Source organism: Mesorhizobium sp. M0052 (assembly GCF_040323255.1).
Taxonomy (GTDB): Bacteria; Pseudomonadota; Alphaproteobacteria; order Rhizobiales; family Rhizobiaceae; genus Mesorhizobium.
The window spans coordinates 101,995-116,857 of record NZ_JAMYUS010000010.1 but is presented as its reverse complement, the minus strand read 5'-3'; the positions used below and the strand labels follow the sequence as shown (position 1 = coordinate 116,857).

General features: G+C 64.0%; 11 protein-coding genes and 1 pseudogene. 6 read left to right on the top strand and 6 right to left on the bottom strand.

Annotated features, from left to right (window positions below; translation table 11 throughout):
- Window positions 1-47 precede the first annotated feature (47 nt).
- From NKJ77_RS15795 to NKJ77_RS15785, 3 genes are all read left to right on the top strand, one after another.
- Window positions 48-1,136, top strand: a complete 1,089-nt coding sequence (locus tag NKJ77_RS15795) for a methionine ABC transporter ATP-binding protein (protein ID WP_023687042.1) — start codon at window positions 48-50, stop codon at window positions 1,134-1,136.
- Entirely contained in the window at window positions 1,117-1,773 is a 657-nt protein-coding gene (locus NKJ77_RS15790) for a methionine ABC transporter permease (RefSeq protein ID WP_023668578.1), read from the top strand. The genes NKJ77_RS15795 and NKJ77_RS15790 overlap by 20 nt, the downstream gene beginning before the upstream one ends.
- 136 nt (window positions 1,774-1,909) lie before the next feature.
- A complete protein-coding gene (locus tag NKJ77_RS15785) occupies window positions 1,910-3,016 on the top strand; it encodes an isopenicillin N synthase family dioxygenase (RefSeq protein WP_023687043.1) in 1,107 nt (368 codons plus the stop codon).
- Window positions 3,017-3,177: 161 nt separating this feature from the next.
- Here the strand turns inward: NKJ77_RS15785 and fba are convergent, their stop codons facing one another.
- From fba to mtnK, 3 genes are all read right to left on the bottom strand, one after another.
- Window positions 3,178-4,242 carry a class II fructose-bisphosphate aldolase gene (gene fba, locus NKJ77_RS15780; protein ID WP_023687044.1) on the bottom strand — a complete coding sequence of 355 codons (1,065 nt, stop codon included), beginning with the start codon at window positions 4,240-4,242 and terminating at the stop codon, window positions 3,178-3,180.
- A 314-nt stretch (window positions 4,243-4,556) separates the two neighbouring features.
- The gene (gene mtnA / locus NKJ77_RS15775; RefSeq protein WP_023668575.1) at window positions 4,557-5,651 is read right to left on the bottom strand and encodes an S-methyl-5-thioribose-1-phosphate isomerase; all 1,095 of its coding nucleotides are present in this window, start codon (window positions 5,649-5,651) and stop codon (window positions 4,557-4,559) included.
- Window positions 5,648-6,916 (bottom strand): S-methyl-5-thioribose kinase, encoded by a 1,269-nt coding sequence (gene mtnK / locus NKJ77_RS15770; RefSeq protein WP_023668574.1) that lies wholly within the window; start codon window positions 6,914-6,916, stop codon window positions 5,648-5,650. The genes mtnA and mtnK overlap by 4 nt, the downstream gene beginning before the upstream one ends.
- A gap of 137 nt (window positions 6,917-7,053) precedes the next feature.
- Here mtnK and NKJ77_RS15765 point away from each other — a divergent pair, with 137 nt between their 5' ends.
- The 3 genes from NKJ77_RS15765 (at window position 7,054) to NKJ77_RS15755 (ending at window position 10,734) form a co-directional block, all read left to right on the top strand.
- On the top strand, window positions 7,054-8,565 hold the full coding sequence (locus NKJ77_RS15765; RefSeq protein ID WP_023709946.1) for a sugar ABC transporter ATP-binding protein: 1,512 nt from the start codon (window positions 7,054-7,056) through the stop codon (window positions 8,563-8,565).
- 74 nt (window positions 8,566-8,639) lie between these two features.
- Entirely contained in the window at window positions 8,640-9,635 is a 996-nt protein-coding gene (locus tag NKJ77_RS15760) for an ABC transporter permease (protein WP_023668572.1), read from the top strand.
- Window positions 9,636-9,681: 46 nt separating this feature from the next.
- A complete protein-coding gene (locus NKJ77_RS15755) occupies window positions 9,682-10,734 on the top strand; it encodes a substrate-binding domain-containing protein (protein ID WP_023692173.1) in 1,053 nt (350 codons plus the stop codon).
- 307 nt (window positions 10,735-11,041) lie between these two features.
- On the opposite strand, the pseudogene NKJ77_RS15750 reads toward NKJ77_RS15755, so the two are convergent.
- The 3 genes and pseudogenes from NKJ77_RS15750 to NKJ77_RS15740 all read right to left on the bottom strand — a co-directional run.
- Window positions 11,042-11,388 (bottom strand): annotated as a pseudogene (locus NKJ77_RS15750) (D-alanine--D-alanine ligase A); the annotation flags it as partial.
- A 209-nt stretch (window positions 11,389-11,597) separates the two neighbouring features.
- Window positions 11,598-13,652: a bifunctional aldolase/short-chain dehydrogenase gene (locus NKJ77_RS15745; protein WP_023830339.1), complete on the bottom strand. Its 2,055-nt coding sequence runs from the start codon at window positions 13,650-13,652 to the stop codon at window positions 11,598-11,600.
- Window positions 13,653-13,746: 94 nt separating this feature from the next.
- Window positions 13,747-14,718 carry a sugar-binding transcriptional regulator gene (locus tag NKJ77_RS15740; RefSeq protein WP_023830338.1) on the bottom strand — a complete coding sequence of 324 codons (972 nt, stop codon included), beginning with the start codon at window positions 14,716-14,718 and terminating at the stop codon, window positions 13,747-13,749.
- Between the last annotated feature and the right edge of the window lie 145 nt (window positions 14,719-14,863).

The window sequence follows — 14,863 nt, the reverse complement described above, 5'->3', positions numbered from 1 at the left end:
GAGCGGGCCGCTGTCGCATTTTGTCGAGCGTTGAAACGGACAGTGAGATGAACCAGCACGTCACGGCCGAGGCATCCGGTCCGGTCAATATATCGGCCGGGCAAGAAGATGTCGTACGCCTGGTCGACCTCAAGCGCCGCTTTGGCGCGACGCCTGCGCTCGACGGCGTCTCGCTGACGGTGCGCAAGGGCGAGATCCTCGGCATCATCGGCCGCAGCGGCGCCGGCAAGTCGACGCTGATCCGCTGCCTCAACGGGCTGGAGCGGCCGGACTCCGGCGACGTCTTCATCGAGGGCCGCGAGATCGGCCGGCTCGGCGAGCGTGAATTGCAGCCGCTGCGGCGTCGCATCGGCATGATCTTCCAGCACTTCAATCTGCTGTCGGCCAAGACCGTGGAGGACAATGTCGCGCTGCCGCTGAAGATCGAGGGCCGCCCAAAGGCCGAACGGCTGGCGCGCGCCGCCGAATTGCTCGACCTCGTCGGCCTGTCGGAGAAGGCGAAGGCCTATCCGTCCTCGCTGTCGGGCGGCCAGAAGCAGCGCGTCGGCATCGCCAGGGCGCTGGCCGCGCGGCCGGCGCTGCTGCTGTCCGACGAGGCGACCTCAGCGCTCGATCCGGAGACGACGCGCTCCATCCTGGCCTTGCTGAAAGACATCAACCGGCAGCTCGGCCTCACCATCCTGCTCATCACCCACGAGATGGAGGTGATCCGCTCGATCGCCGACCGCGTCGCGGTGATCGATGCCGGGCGCATCGTCGAACAAGGCCCGGTGTGGTCGGTCTTTGCCGAGCCGCGTTCCGAAATCACCAGGAGCCTGCTCGGCGGCATCCGCCCGCAACTGCCGGCCGAGATTGCCGGCCGGCTTGCTCCCGGAGGCGGCGCCGAGCTCATCCTCAGGGTCGACGTCGCAGGTGAGGCCGCGCGCGGTCCGCTGCTGTCCGATCTTGCGGTGGCCGTGCCGGGACGGTTCCGCCTCGTCCATGGTGGCATCGACCATGTCCAGCAGCAGCCGGTCGGCACGCTGTTCCTTGCGGTCGCGGGCAACGATCCGAAACATCTGTCCAAAGTAATCGCATTCCTGAAGGCCCGCGACGCACGGGTGGAGGTGCTTGGCCATGTCGCCGGTTCTGTTTGAACTTCTGCTGCGCTCGATCTGGGAGACGGTCCTGATGACGGCGGCATCGGGCCTCATCTCGCTCGTCTTCGGGCTGCCGCTCGGCCTGGCATTGATTGCCACCGAGCGCGGCGGCATTGCCGAAAGCCTGTGGGTGAACCGCGCGCTCGGCGCCGTCATCAACGGCTTCCGCTCGGTGCCTTTCATCATCCTTCTGGTGGCGCTGATCCCGGTGACGCGGCTGATCGTCGGCACCTCGATCGGCACCTGGGCGGCGATCGTGCCGTTGTCGATTGCGGCGACGCCCTACTATGCCCGCATCGCCGAAGTGTCGCTGCGCGAGGTCGATCGCGGCCTGATCGAGGCGGCGCGCGCCATGGGCGGCAACCGCTGGACGATCATCCGTGAGGTGCTGGTGCCCGAAGCTTTGCCCGGCATCGTTGCTGGTTTCACGGTGACGCTGGTGACCCTGATCGGCGCCTCGGCCATGGCCGGCGCCATCGGTGCCGGCGGGCTTGGCGACCTCGCCATCCGCTACGGCTACCAGCGTTTTGAGACCAGCGTCATGGTCGCCGTGGTCATTGTGCTGATCATCCTCGTTTGCGGCATCCAGTGGGTCGGTGACCGGCTGGTCGCCAGGCTGGACCGGCGCGGATGAGCGCCACGAACGTTATTTGCCGGCAGGCTGCCAAACGCAGCGCCGGCTTTCTCTATCGGCGCCGAGATTGGATTGCGCGTTGCTTTGATCGGACCGGCCTGCGTGCCACCGTGACAGCGGAACAAGGAGCTTGACCATGCCCAGGATCGTACCCGTGCTTGATCTCGGCCGTCTCGAACAGGGCGCTTCCGAGCGGCGAACGTTTCTCTTCGACCTGCGCACGGCCGCGCGCGATGTCGGCTTCTTCTATTTGACCGGCCACGGCATATCGGCTGCGGATACCGCAGAAGTGCTCGACGCCTCGCGCCGGTTCTTTGCCTTGCCGGAAGCCGACAAACTGGCGATCGAAATGGTGAAGTCCTCGCAGTTCCGCGGCTATACGCGCGCCGGCGGCGAGCTGACCAAAGGCAAGGCCGACTGGCGCGAACAGCTCGACATCGGCGTCGAACGCCCGGCCATCGAACAAGGCCCCGGCGTGCCCGCCTGGACGCGGCTGCAAGGGCCCAACCAGTGGCCGGCCACGCTGCCCGAGCTGAAGCCGGCGCTACTCGCATGGCAGGCCAAGGCGACGGCGGTGGCGATCCGGCTGCTCCGGGCCTTCGCTTTGTCGCTCGATCAGGCCGAGGACGCCTTCGATCCCGTCTACCGGGCCGAGCCCAACCATCGCATGAAGATCGTGCGCTACCCCGGCCGCGACGCCACCGGCGACAACCAAGGCGTCGGCGCGCACAAGGATGGCGGTTTCCTGACGCTTCTGTTGCAGGACGAGAGCAAGGGGCTGCAGGTCGAATATGACGGTGCCTGGGTCGACGTCGATCCGCTGCCCGACACGCTGGTGATCAACATCGGCGAACTGCTCGAGCTGGCCTCCAACGGGTATCTGAGAGCAACGGTCCACCGCGTGGTAACGCCACCGGCCGGTGTCGAGCGGATTTCGGTGCCCTTCTTCTTCAGCGCCCGGCTCGACGCCACGATCCCGCTGCTCAACCTGCCCGAGGAACTGGCGGCCGAGGCGCGGGGTCCGGCCAGCGATCCCGACAATCCGCTGTTTCGCAATGTCGGTACCAATGTGCTGAAGAGCCGCCTGCGCTCGCATCCCGACGTGGCGCGCCGGCACTACGCCGATCTCCTGGAAACCGGCGCTCAGCCGGCTGAAATCTTGGAAGACAAGAACGAAATTTCCGCATCCCGCATTGTTTTAGAAAGCCGTTCGTCGCCAACCGCAGCGAATGCGCGCATATAGGAATTATCGTTCGGCGGTTTCCTCCCATTCCACCGAACGGTGTTCCCCTCTGAAGGTTCTTGACCTTCTTTTGGCCGGGCTGCTTTCGCGCCCGGCCTTTTTTATGTCAATAGCTCTTCTTTCTTCCCCACAAGGGGAGAAGGAAGAGGCGCCAGGGGACTTCACCCAAACTTCGGATCAAGGCTGCCCGACTTGTAGCGCTTGGCCATCTCAGCTACCGGCAGCGGCTTGATCTTCTGGGCATTGCCGGCGGTGCCGAACTGCTCGAAGCGCTCCTTGCACAGTTTGCGCATCGCGGCCATGGCCGGCGTCAGGTATTTGCGCGGATCGAACTCGCTCGGGTTTTCGGTCAGCACCTTGCGGATGGCGCCGGTCAGCGCCATGCGGTTGTCGGTGTCGATGTTGATCTTGCGCACGCCGTGCTTGATGCCGCGCTGGATCTCTTCCACCGGCACGCCCCAGGTCGGCTTCATCTGGCCGCCATATCTATTGATGATTTCCTGCAGGTCCTCGGGCACCGAGGACGAGCCGTGCATGACCAGATGCATGTTGGGCAGGCGGCGGTGGATTTCCTCGATGACGTTCATCGCCAGCACCGCGCCGTCCGGCTTGCGTGAGAATTTGTAGGCGCCGTGGCTGGTGCCCATGGCGACAGCCAGCGCATCGACATGGGTGTCCTTGACGAACTCGACCGCCTGTTCCGGATCGGTCAAGAGCTGGTCGTGGCTGATGGCGCCTTCGACGCCGTGGCCGTCTTCCTGCTCGCCGCCGCCGCTCTCAAGCGAACCGAGCACACCGATCTCGCCTTCCACCGACACGCCGCCCCAATGCGCCATGTCGACGACGCGCCGGGTGATGCCGGAATTGTAGGCATAGTCGGCCGGCGTCTTGCCGTCCTCTTTCAGCGAGCCGTCCATCATCACCGAGGTGAAGCCGTACTGGATGGCGGTGACGCAGGTGGCTTCGTTGTTGCCATGGTCGAGATGCATGCAGACCGGGATGTCGGGGTGGATTTCGACCAGCGCGTCGATCAGCTTGGCCAGCACCACGTCATTGGCGTAGGCGCGGGCGCCGCGGCTGGCCTGCAGGATGACCGGCGACTTGGTCTCCTCGGCCGCCTCCATGATGGCGAGGCCCTGTTCCATATTGTTCATGTTGAAGGCGGGTACGCCGTAGCCGTATTCGGCGGCGTGGTCGAGCAATTGTCTCAGTGTTATGCGAGCCACCCAATAGTCTCCCGTATCTGGTTTCAAGCGCAACGTCGCGGGCCGGCCGGTTGCCGGCCTAGATGCTTCTGGCCGGATTTCGCCAGAACCGCAACCGTCAGCGGCCATCGAGGCCGCAATTCTTGTTGCATGGCCGAAATTCGGTAGCCAGCCGGTGAGGCGCTAATCTCCCCCCATGAGGGGAGATGGCCGGCAGGCCAGAGGGGGTCGGTTCGACTGGGTGCGACCTCCTTGCGGCAGATGAAAGTCAACGCTTCAGGACGCACCGACCCCCTCTGTCGCCTTTGGCGACATCTCCCCTTCAAGGGGGGAGATTATCCGCGTTCGGGGAACATCGCCTTCAACCCTTCGCGCGAAGCCTTGGCCACACCGCGCTCGGTGATCAGCCCCGTCACGAGCCGTGCCGGCGTCACATCGAACGCCGGATTGGCCGCCGGCGTCGCTTCGGGCGAAACCCGCACCTGCGCAATCTTGCCGTCCGCCGTCTTGCCCCAGACCAGCGACACCTCGTCACCGGAGCGTTCCTCGATCGGGATTTCGGTCAGGCCATCACCCACCGTCCAGTCGATGGTCGGCGAGGGCAGAGCGACGTAGAAGGGCACCTCATTATCGGAGGCGGCGAGCGCCTTGAGATAGGTGCCGATCTTGTTGCAGACGTCGCCATTGGCCGTGGTGCGGTCGGTGCCCACGATCACCATGTCGACCGCGCCACGCTGCATCAGATGGCCGCCGGCATTGTCGACGATCAGCGTGTGCGGCACGCCGTGGCCGGCCATCTCCCAGGCGGTCAGCTGGGCGCCCTGGTTGCGCGGGCGCGTCTCGTCGACATAGACATGGACCGGAATGCCGGCCTCGACGGCGAGATAGATCGGCGACGTGGCGGTGCCGTAATCGACCGTCGCCAGCCAACCGGCGTTGCAGTGGGTGAGGATGTTGACCGGCTCGCCCGGCTTCTTGCGTGCCGCGATCTCCTTGATGATGGCAAGCCCGTTCTCGCCGATGGCGCGATTGAGATCGACATCCTCGTCGGCGATTTCGGCAGCGCGCTTATAGGCCGCCTCCGCGCGCTGTCCCAATACGATCGGCCTGAGGAACCGCCGCATCTCGTCCAGCGCCCAGCGTAGATTGATCGCAGTCGGCCGCGTCTTGTGCAGCGTCTCCCAGACCGCGTCGAGCGCTTCGTCAGACGGATCGTCCGCCATCTGGATGGCGACGCCGTAGGCCGCGGTGACGCCAATCAGCGGCGCGCCACGAACCCACATGTCACGGATCGCGGTGGCGATGCCGGCAACGCTCCCGATCGTCTCGACCCGGAACTCGTGCGGCAGCCAGCGCTGGTCGATGATCTCGACCGAACGCTGGTCGTCGCTCAGCCAGATGGTGCGGTAGTGGCGCTCGCCGACGTTCAAATCCTGCTCTCCCGTTCGATCAAAGCGGCCAGATTATTGACCTCGTCCATGCCGTGAATCTGGCGCCGGTTGACGGCGATGTGACGGCCGAATTTCAGCGCCTTGGCCTCGCAGGAGGCTCGCAGATCCTCGTCCTCGATGGTCTCGAAATCGGCATTGTGGGCGAGGCCGAGGATGCGCCGGTGCACCTCGATGCCGGCAAAGCCCAAGAGGTCGGTCCAGATCTGGTGCAGCACATGGTCGAGCGCCTGCTCCGAGGCGAGAATGTCGCCCTGATCCTCGAACAGGCTCTTCTGGTAAAGCATGCCGGTGCGCTCGGTGCGCCATAGATGCGAGAACTCGGCGCGGAACACCGTCCAGGTGTCGTTGGTCACCCCGAGCAGATAGGCACGCATGGCGTCACGCTTGCCCTTCTGTTCATGGCCGCGCTGCGAGAAGTAGGACATCCAGAAATTGGCGAGCAGCATGCCTACATCGAAGGCCATCGGACCGTAGAAGGCGAACTCCGGATCGATCATCCGCGTCTCGGTGTCGGTGACCATGATCGAGCCCGAATGCAGGTCGCCATGCAGCAGCGTCTCGGCGTTGGCGGCGAAGATATGCTTCAGCCGCTGCGCTTCGACCTTGAGGTCGCGGTCGGCGCGCAGTTCGGCAACCAGGCCGTCGAGCTGCGGCGAGGTGTGCCGGTTCAGCTTGGCATCGAAATATGGGTCGGAAAACACCAGGTCTTCGGTGATGCCGCAGAGCTCGACATTGTCGGCAAACAGCGCCAGGTCGGCCTTGCGGTCCTTGGTGGGCATGGAGAGATCAGAGCCGCGGAACAAAGTGCGGGCCATGAACAGGCCGATGTCGCGGGCGATATTTGGCAACTCGCGGCCGTCGATCAGGGCACGGCGCAGGATGATGTGCGGCGGCGCCAGATATTCCATGATGATCAGCGCCTGGGCTTCGTCAAAATGGAGGATCGCCGGCACCGAGCCCGGCGCGCGCGCCTCTTGCCGCGTCAGCGCGTGATACTCGAAGAAGGAGCGTTTGAGCGGCAACGGCCAGCTGTCGCCGACGAGGCGAACATAGGGCAGGGCCTGCTTGACCACGGCCGCACCCGAGCCGCCTTCGACAATGAAGACGAGGTTCAGATTGCCGTCGCCGACCTCGCGCACCTTCCAAGGGCCCTTGCCGATTTTGGCGCACAGCGCTTCGTTCGTACCGAGGCGCGTTGCAAGCGTCTCCACCGACAGTGCTTCAAACGGCAATTTCGCAGTCATTCCTCACCCTCCCGCTTGCTCGCTCCAATCATAGTGGAGCGATGGCGGTGAGGCCAAGCTAGGAAGCTGACTGGCAATTGTCAATCGAGTTGACAATTGATGACGTAGCCCATAGCGTCATCTTCAGGGAGGAACGAATGGGCAATGATGCCGTGTTCCGCGTGGACGGGCTGAGGAAATCCTTCGGCCATATCGAGGTGCTTGGCGGCGTCTCGCTCGAACTGCATGCCGGTGAGATCACCGTGCTGATGGGCGCCAACGGCGCCGGCAAGTCCACCCTCGTCAAGATCATCAGCGGCGTCTACGACCATGAAGGCGGCATCATGCACCTCGCTGGCGGCAACTTTGCGCCGAACACGCCGGCAGAGGCGATCCGCGCCGGTGTCGTTACCGTGCACCAAAACATCAATGACGGCGTCGTCGCCGATCTCGATGTCGCCACCAATCTGACGCTCGACCGGTTGACCGGCAAGGGCGCGCCGCTGCTGTTCAACCCCGGCCGGGTGCGCCGCGAAGCCAAAGCGGTGGCCGACCGCATGGGGCTCGCCATCGACCTCAAGGCCCGCATCAGCGACCTGTCGCTGGCCGATCGCCAGATGGTGGCCATCGCGCGCGCCATGGCGCACCAGCCGAAAGTGCTGATCCTCGACGAGCCGACCTCGTCGCTGTCCAGCGCCGAGGCCGACCGGTTGTTTGCGCTGCTCGACCGCTTGCGCGAGCAGGGCGTCGCCATCCTCTACATCTCGCATCGCATGTCGGATATCAGGCGGCTGGCCGACCGCATCGTCTCGATGCGCGATGGCGTCATCTCAGGCGTCTTCGATAGCAAGCCTCTCGACTATGAGGGCGCCGTTAACGCCATGCTCGGCCGCAAGATCCATCTTGACCGCATCGAAGCCAGGAGTTCTGCCGAGCCGATCCTGACCGTCGATGCCTTCCGCATCGCCCCTGGTGCCCGGCCATTCTCGCTGACTCTCGGCGACGGCGAGGTCGTTGCCATTACCGGCCTCGTCGGCGTCGGCAAGACAGCGCTCGCCGAGACGCTGTTCGGCCTGCGCAAGCCGCTGTCCGGTACGATGACTTTATATGGCAAGCCCTATGCGCCTGGGTCGACGGGCGAAGCCATCGCCGCCGGCGTGTTTCTGGTCGCCAAGGACCGTGGCGAAAACGGCATCGTCGGCGGCTTCAACATCCAGGAAAACATCAGCCTGCCCTTCCACAAGCGCATGTCGCGCTTTTCAGTTCTCAAACGCGGCCTTGAACGCACTATTGCCCGCCGGCAGATCGAGGATCTCGGCATCGTCTGCCGCTCGGAGAAGGACGACATGACCACTCTGTCGGGCGGCAACCAGCAGAAGGTGATGGTGGCCCGCTGGATGGCGCAGGACGCCCGATTGTTCATTCTCGACGAACCGTTCCAGGGCGTCGATATCTCCGCCAGGCGCGACATCGCCGCCAAGCTGAGGGCCAGCGCCAATGGCCGCGCCACGCTGCTGTTCGTCACCGAACTCGACGAGGCACTGGAGACGGCCGATCGCATATTGGTGATGTCCGAGCAGACCATCGTCGGCGAACACCGCAACGCCGATGTCGATCTCGACCGTCTGCTGGCCGAAGTCGCGGGCGGGCCGTTGCACAGTGCGGCCTGAGCCACGATGATTGAAGAACTGAGGGTTGGAATGGAGTGCACGGGTTTGAGTTGGGTATTGACGGCGGGCGCTGAATGACGCTGCGCGATTACGCTATCCGCTACGGGTTCATCGTGCTTCTGTTCGGGCTGATCGCGTATTTCGCCATCGCCGCCGACGGGTTCGTCTCGCCGCAAAGTGCCGTCTTCATTTTCCAGTCGGTCGCCATCACCGGCGTGCTGGCGCTGGGCGTCACCGCCACACTGGTTGTCGGCGGCTTCGATCTCTCGATCGGCTCGGTTGCCACATCGGCCATGATGGCGGCTGCCTATGTCATGGTGGTGCTGGAGCAGAACGTTGTCGTCGCTGTCCTCATCTGCCTGCTCATCGGCGCCCTTGTCGGCCTCATCAATGGCTGGCTGATCGTCTATATGCGCGTGCCCGATCTGCTGGCGACGCTCGGCATGATGTTCCTGCTCGTCGGCCTCCAGCGCATCCCGACTGAAGGACGCTCCATCGCCACCGGTATGACAATGCCGGACGGCTCGGTCGCCAACGGCAAATTCTCCGACGCCTTCCTGGCGCTCGGCCGCCACCGCTTCGACTTCTTCATCCCGAACCTCATTCCGGTCTCCGTGGTCGTGCTGATCGTGCTCGCCGTGCTGATCTGGTTCTTCCTCGAATACACACGCTTCGGCCGCATGATGTATGCGGTGGGCAGCAATGAACGGGCCGCCGAACTCGCCGGCGCGCCTGTCAAGGCATACAAAATCTGGGCCTACGTCATTTCAGGAGTTTTTGCCTCGATCGGCGGGATTTTGCTGGCCGCACGGCTTGGACGCGGTGACATCGCGTCGGGTAATAATCTGCTGCTCGATGCGGTTGCCGCGGCGCTGATCGGCTACGCGGTGCTCGGCGCCGCCAAGCCGAACGCCTTCGGCACCGCCATCGGCGCGCTGTTCGTCGGCATCCTGCTGCAAGGCCTGACGATGATGAACGCGCCTTACTACACGCAGGATTTCGTCAAGGGCGTGGTTCTCGTCGTCGCCCTTGTCTTTACCTTCGCCCTTTCCGGCCGGGGCAGGAGATAGAATGGCTGCCGGGACAGTTTTGGGTTCAACAAACGGAGGAAAGAACGTGAACATCACAAGACGACTTTTGGGGAAGGTCGCGCTCGGATTGGCCGGCGCAACAATGCTGATGCAGGTCCCGGCCTTTGCCGCCGACAAGCCGGCGCCGTTCGACAAGCCCGGCGTCAAGATCGCGCTGGTGCGCTATCTCTCGACCGGCGATTTCTTCCAGGCCTATCTCTCGGGCGTCGAGTCCCAGTCCAAGGCGCTCGGCATCGATCTGCGCGTGCTCGACAGCCGCCAGGACGCCGCCCTTCAATCCGACATGGTCGACCAGGCCATCGCACTCGGCGTGCAGGGCATCATCATCCAGCACGGGCTGACGGAATCGATGAAGGACGCCGCCCAGCGCGCGGTCGATGCCGGCATCAAGGTCGTCGCCTTCGACGTCAATGTCGAAAACCCCAAGATCCCGCAGATCGAACAGTCCGACAAGGACCTTGCGCGCCTGGCGCTCGAGCAGGCGGTCAAGGACAATGGCGAGAGCTGGAACGCCGGCTATGTCTATGTCGCTGGCATCGCGCCGCTCGACCGCCGCAACGAGACCTGGGTCGACGTGAAGAAGAAACATGCCGGCATCAAGGAAGTCGCGATGTTCGGCACGCTCGACAACCCGATCGCCAACTCGGTCGCCAACCAGGCGCGGTCGGTGCTGCAGGCGCATCCCGACATCAATGTGATGTTCGCGCCCTATGACGAGTTCGCCAAGGGTGTGAAGATCGCCGTCGACGAGGCGGGGCTGAACAAGAAGATCAAGATCTACTCCGCCGACATCTCTACCTCGGACATCGCGGCCATGCGCGAGACCGACAGCGCCTGGGCCGCCACCGCCGCCACCAACCCTGCCGTCGTCGGCCAGGTCTCGGTGCGCGCGCTGGCGCAGCTGCTCGCCGGTGAAGATCCCGGCCACAACGTCATCGTGCCGCCGACGCTGATCACCCAGAAGGACCTGATCGACAAGGACATCAAGAACATGGAGGACCTGTCGGCCAAGCTGCCGCAATTCGCCCATGCCGATGTCGCCATGCCGGCCTGGATGCCGAACCCGAACGCGAAGTAGGATTGGTCGTCTGATAGATGCGAAGGGCGGCATGGGCCGCTCTTTTCATATTGATCGTAAGCCTGCCGGCCTACAACCAATGGTCTGGATCGCGCATCCCGTGGACAATCGCCACAGACACCATCGGGCTGCGGCTCGTAGATGATGATATAACGGCCTTCGACGAGCACGCGGGCCGTTGCGCTTAACTCGGGCCGTGCGCTGCCCATCTTGGGGTGCTGCGCCGCCAGCTCCAGTCTTTCGAAAATGCGCATCACAAGATCTAACAATATCTGTTAGGAATCTGCCCCTGCATCATGACCGCCCGACTCGCACCAGCCACCGCGCCGTCCTCGCCATGCAGGCGTGCGGTACCGGAACACCATATTCGATGGCAGGCAGGTCGTGCGGCGCACCCTTGGCGGGAATCGCCAGCATCCGCCCATGCCCGCCCGGCGCCAGGCAAAGCTGCGTCCCATCAGACGGTGTCGCCAGCGCGCCGTCCTTGAAGTGGCTCAGCTGCCATTGCCCCTCGCGGGTGACGAAGATCAGAACGGCGTCGTATTTTGCCGGATCCAGCGCGGCCATGACATTGGTCGCCGAAAGCAGCGAAACCTCATGCTCCGCGGAGCGCCCGCCGAGGAGCACGCCGATACGAAGTCTTTTCGCTGCCATAGACAACTCCACCAAGGATCAGGGTTGGAGCTCGCATGCGAAACACGAGATGCCCCTTAAACTGTTGAGCAATAAGCAAAGGATTGGAGTGGGATTTTGACCGGCTCAAGCAGTTTTTCAGCACGACGTGCGAAAGCGGCTTTCCGCAAGACCGGGAGGGGGAGCGGTTCGCCGTTTTGGTGAAACGATGAACCGCTCCAGCTCTATCTTCAGCGCAGCGCCGCCGCGATATTGCCGCCATCCACGGTCGTCACATCGGCGGTGGTGCGTTCGGCCAATGCTTGGTGCAGGAAGGCCTGCGCCACGTCTTCTGCCGTCACCTCCTGTCCGAGCAGATTGCCCGACATGTATTCCTTCTCCGACACGCCGCGCGCGCCGGAACGGCTGGCGATCATGGCGTCGGTCAACAGGCCGGAGCGGATGCGGTCGGCGTTGACCGCATTGGAGCGGATGCCGTGCGCGCCGTAGTCGAGCGCATATTGCCGGGACAGGAACAGCGTCGCCGCCTTCGGCACACCATAGGCGCCGAATTTCGGACCCGGGTTGACCGCCTGCTTGGAGGTGTTGAACAACAACACACCGCCGGTGCCCTGTTCCAGCATGATGCGCACCGCGTTCTGCGCCGCCGACTGATGGGCGAAGAAGTTGAGCTCGAAACTCTTGCGCAGCAGGGCATCGTCGAGCTCGCCGATGCGGCCTTCCCAGGCGCCACCGGCGTTGGAGACCAGAATGTCGACGCCGCCATAGACAGCGACAGCTTTGTCGAAGGCGGCGCGCAGCTCGGCCGGGTTGGTGATGTCGGCGCCGACGCTGATCGAATTGTTGCCGGCTGCCTTTGCCGCCTCGGCCGCCCTGGCCGCATCGAGATCGACGACGACGGCATGCGCGCCATTGGCGGCGAACAGTTTTGCCGTCGCAGCACCGATCGCGCCGGCGCCGCCAGTGATCAGCACCACCTGGCCGGTCAGCGGCTTCGGCTTGTTGGAGGCGAGCTTGGCCTGCTCAAGCGACCAGTACTCCAGCGGGAAGAGGTCGGCCTTCGATAGAGGATGGAAGCTGCCGACGGCCTCGGCGCCGCGCACCGCCTCGATCCACATCTCGCCGACATCAGATGCGATCTTCGCATCCTTCAGCGTGCGGCCATGGCCGAACATGCCGAGGCCCGGCACCAGCGTCAGCCGCGGCATCGGGTCGAGCATGGTGCGCTCGACGTCGTCCAGCGCGTCGTTGGTTTCGAAATACGCGCGATAGTCGCTGGCGAAGGCCTCGACATGGCTCTTGATGACGGCCTTGTAGTCGCCGGCCTTGTCGGCGTCTGGCGCCGGAACTGCCATCGGCCCGGTCTTGATGCGGATCGACAGGTCCGGCGTCGACACACCGCGTGCGGCATAGTCGGCGATGCCGGCCGAATTGATGAAATCGACAATGGCATCCGAGGTGCGGAAGTCGCTGATCATGCGATCGAAGCGGCCTTCGCCACGCGATACCGCCACCGCGCCGCGCAGCATGGGCGCGATTGCCGCGGGCGTCGCCAGCTTTGCCGGCAGCGTGACCTTGGCCGGCTGCGGCTTGCCGTGCTTGGCGACATAGTCCTCGGCCACGTTCACATAGTGGATCATCCGGTCGTAAGCCTGCCTGGCATCGTCGCCGAAGGTGAAGATGCCATGCTTGTCGAGGATCAGGCCTTCGACGCTGGGGTCGGCGTCGTAGACATCGGCGGCCACCTTGGCGAGGTCGAAGCCGGGCTTGATATAGGGCACGTATCCCATCTTGTCGCCGAACATGGTCTTGATCAGCGGCTTGCTGTCCGCCTGGTCGACGATGGCGAGGATCGCGGTCGAATGCGTGTGGTCGACGAATTTATGCGGCAGGAAGGCGTGCAGCAGCGTCTCGACCGACGGATTGGGGGAGGCGGGGTCGATGAGGTTCGCCCGCTGCAGCGCCACCATGTCCTCGTCGGCGAGGCTGGCCAGCGCACGCGCCTTCAGCAGCGCGCCGAGCTTGACCGCCGGCAGGCCTTGCGGCTCGATCACACCCATGTCCCAGCCGCTGCCCTTGACGCACAGCACGTCCCATTCGTCGCCGACGAGGTCTATGGCCTTGGTCTTGCAGGAAGTGTTGCCGCCGCCATGCAGCACCAGCCGCGGCTCGCCGCCGAGCAGCCGGGTGGTGTAGACGCGCAACGCGAGGTCGCGGGCCACGCCCTTTTTCGCATAATCGCCCACCAGTCTTTCCGCGTCGTCGTCATTCCAAAGGTTCTTCATGTCGCTATGTCCGCTTTGCTGTCTTTGATGTTGCTGTGAACAGGAGTGCCGCGACGCCTTGATGACAATGCGCCGCTGCAAGGATTTCGTTTTGTCAGGAAGCCTTTTTTGCCCCCGCGCTGGCTCCGGCATATTCGAGCAGCCGCCGCGCCATGCCGGCGCCGACGACCAGATGCGTGCAGAGTCCGCCGGCGAGTGCTGCGAGCAGCGGTTCGAACTTGCTGTCTTCCTGGACCACCATCAGCCGCTTTTCGATCTGGCGCAGTGACGACAGCGAGGCCGAGATGACGCGGCGGTTGTAGCTGCAGTCGAGCGCCTTGCCGGTGGCATCGATGATCTGGCCGGCAACGACTCCGGCGGCGCCCGCTTCTCGCAACAGCCCCATCTCGCCGGGGCTGAGCGCGCCGCATTTGACGACATGGCTGTCGCCATCGACCGTGCCGACCGAATAGAGCGCCAGATCGCAGTTTGCAATATCGGCCAGTTGTTCGCGGATCACCGGTTCGGCGCGCAGCCCATGCGCCAGCAATTCCGTCGTCAGCACCAGCGGCGCGTAGAAATTGAGGCCCTTGGCGTTGAGCCGCCGGGCGATCTCCATCGTGCACTGGTCGGGACGGTAGGAGTAGGGCGCGCCGAGATTGCCGCAGAGCTGCACAACGGTGACGTCCTGGAGGTCGGCATAGGACATGACGTCGGCGATGGTGTAGACGGTGCGGCCCCAGGCGACGCCGATACGGTCGCCCTTCTTGACCAGTTCGAGAAAGACACTCGCCGCCAGCACCGCAACGTCCGTCGAAGGGTCGACGACATAGGCATTCTCCGGCGCGATCCACACCGCATCAAGCTTGAGCGCGTCCTCGAGCTGGCGCGCCAGCATGTCGTCGGTGAACAGTTGCGTCGAGGTCGAGATGTTGACGATGCCGGTCTCGCGCGCCTTGCGCAAATACATGGCGACCGAGGCGCGGGAGATGTTAAGCTGGCTGGCGACCTGGTCCTGGCGCAGGCCATGGGCATAATAGAGCCATGCGGCCTTGTGGATAAGCTGTTCTGCCGGTCGGATCGCCATGCCGTCTCCTCGGCTGACATTATTCACGGCTCTCGACAAAAGTCAAATTGGCGTGGGTACACGATACCTCTTTGGCCATCGAATCTGGACGATCATTGCGCCAAATGTGCCCGGTCGGGAATCGCCGATGGTGACGTGGCGGGAA

Coding starts and splice junctions, on each gene's coding strand:
- NKJ77_RS15760 (WP_023668572.1), top strand. CDS start 8,640: ATGACGCTGCGCGATTACGCTATCCGCTACGGGTTCATCGTGCTTCTG.
- NKJ77_RS15745 (WP_023830339.1), bottom strand. CDS start 13,652: ATGAAGAACCTTTGGAATGACGACGACGCGGAAAGACTGGTGGGCGAT.
- NKJ77_RS15765 (WP_023709946.1), top strand. CDS start 7,054: ATGGGCAATGATGCCGTGTTCCGCGTGGACGGGCTGAGGAAATCCTTC.
- NKJ77_RS15740 (WP_023830338.1), bottom strand. CDS start 14,718: ATGGCGATCCGACCGGCAGAACAGCTTATCCACAAGGCCGCATGGCTC.
- NKJ77_RS15790 (WP_023668578.1), top strand. CDS start 1,117: ATGTCGCCGGTTCTGTTTGAACTTCTGCTGCGCTCGATCTGGGAGACG.
- NKJ77_RS15795 (WP_023687042.1), top strand. CDS start 48: ATGAACCAGCACGTCACGGCCGAGGCATCCGGTCCGGTCAATATATCG.
- mtnK (WP_023668574.1), bottom strand. CDS start 6,916: ATGACTGCGAAATTGCCGTTTGAAGCACTGTCGGTGGAGACGCTTGCA.
- NKJ77_RS15785 (WP_023687043.1), top strand. CDS start 1,910: ATGCCCAGGATCGTACCCGTGCTTGATCTCGGCCGTCTCGAACAGGGC.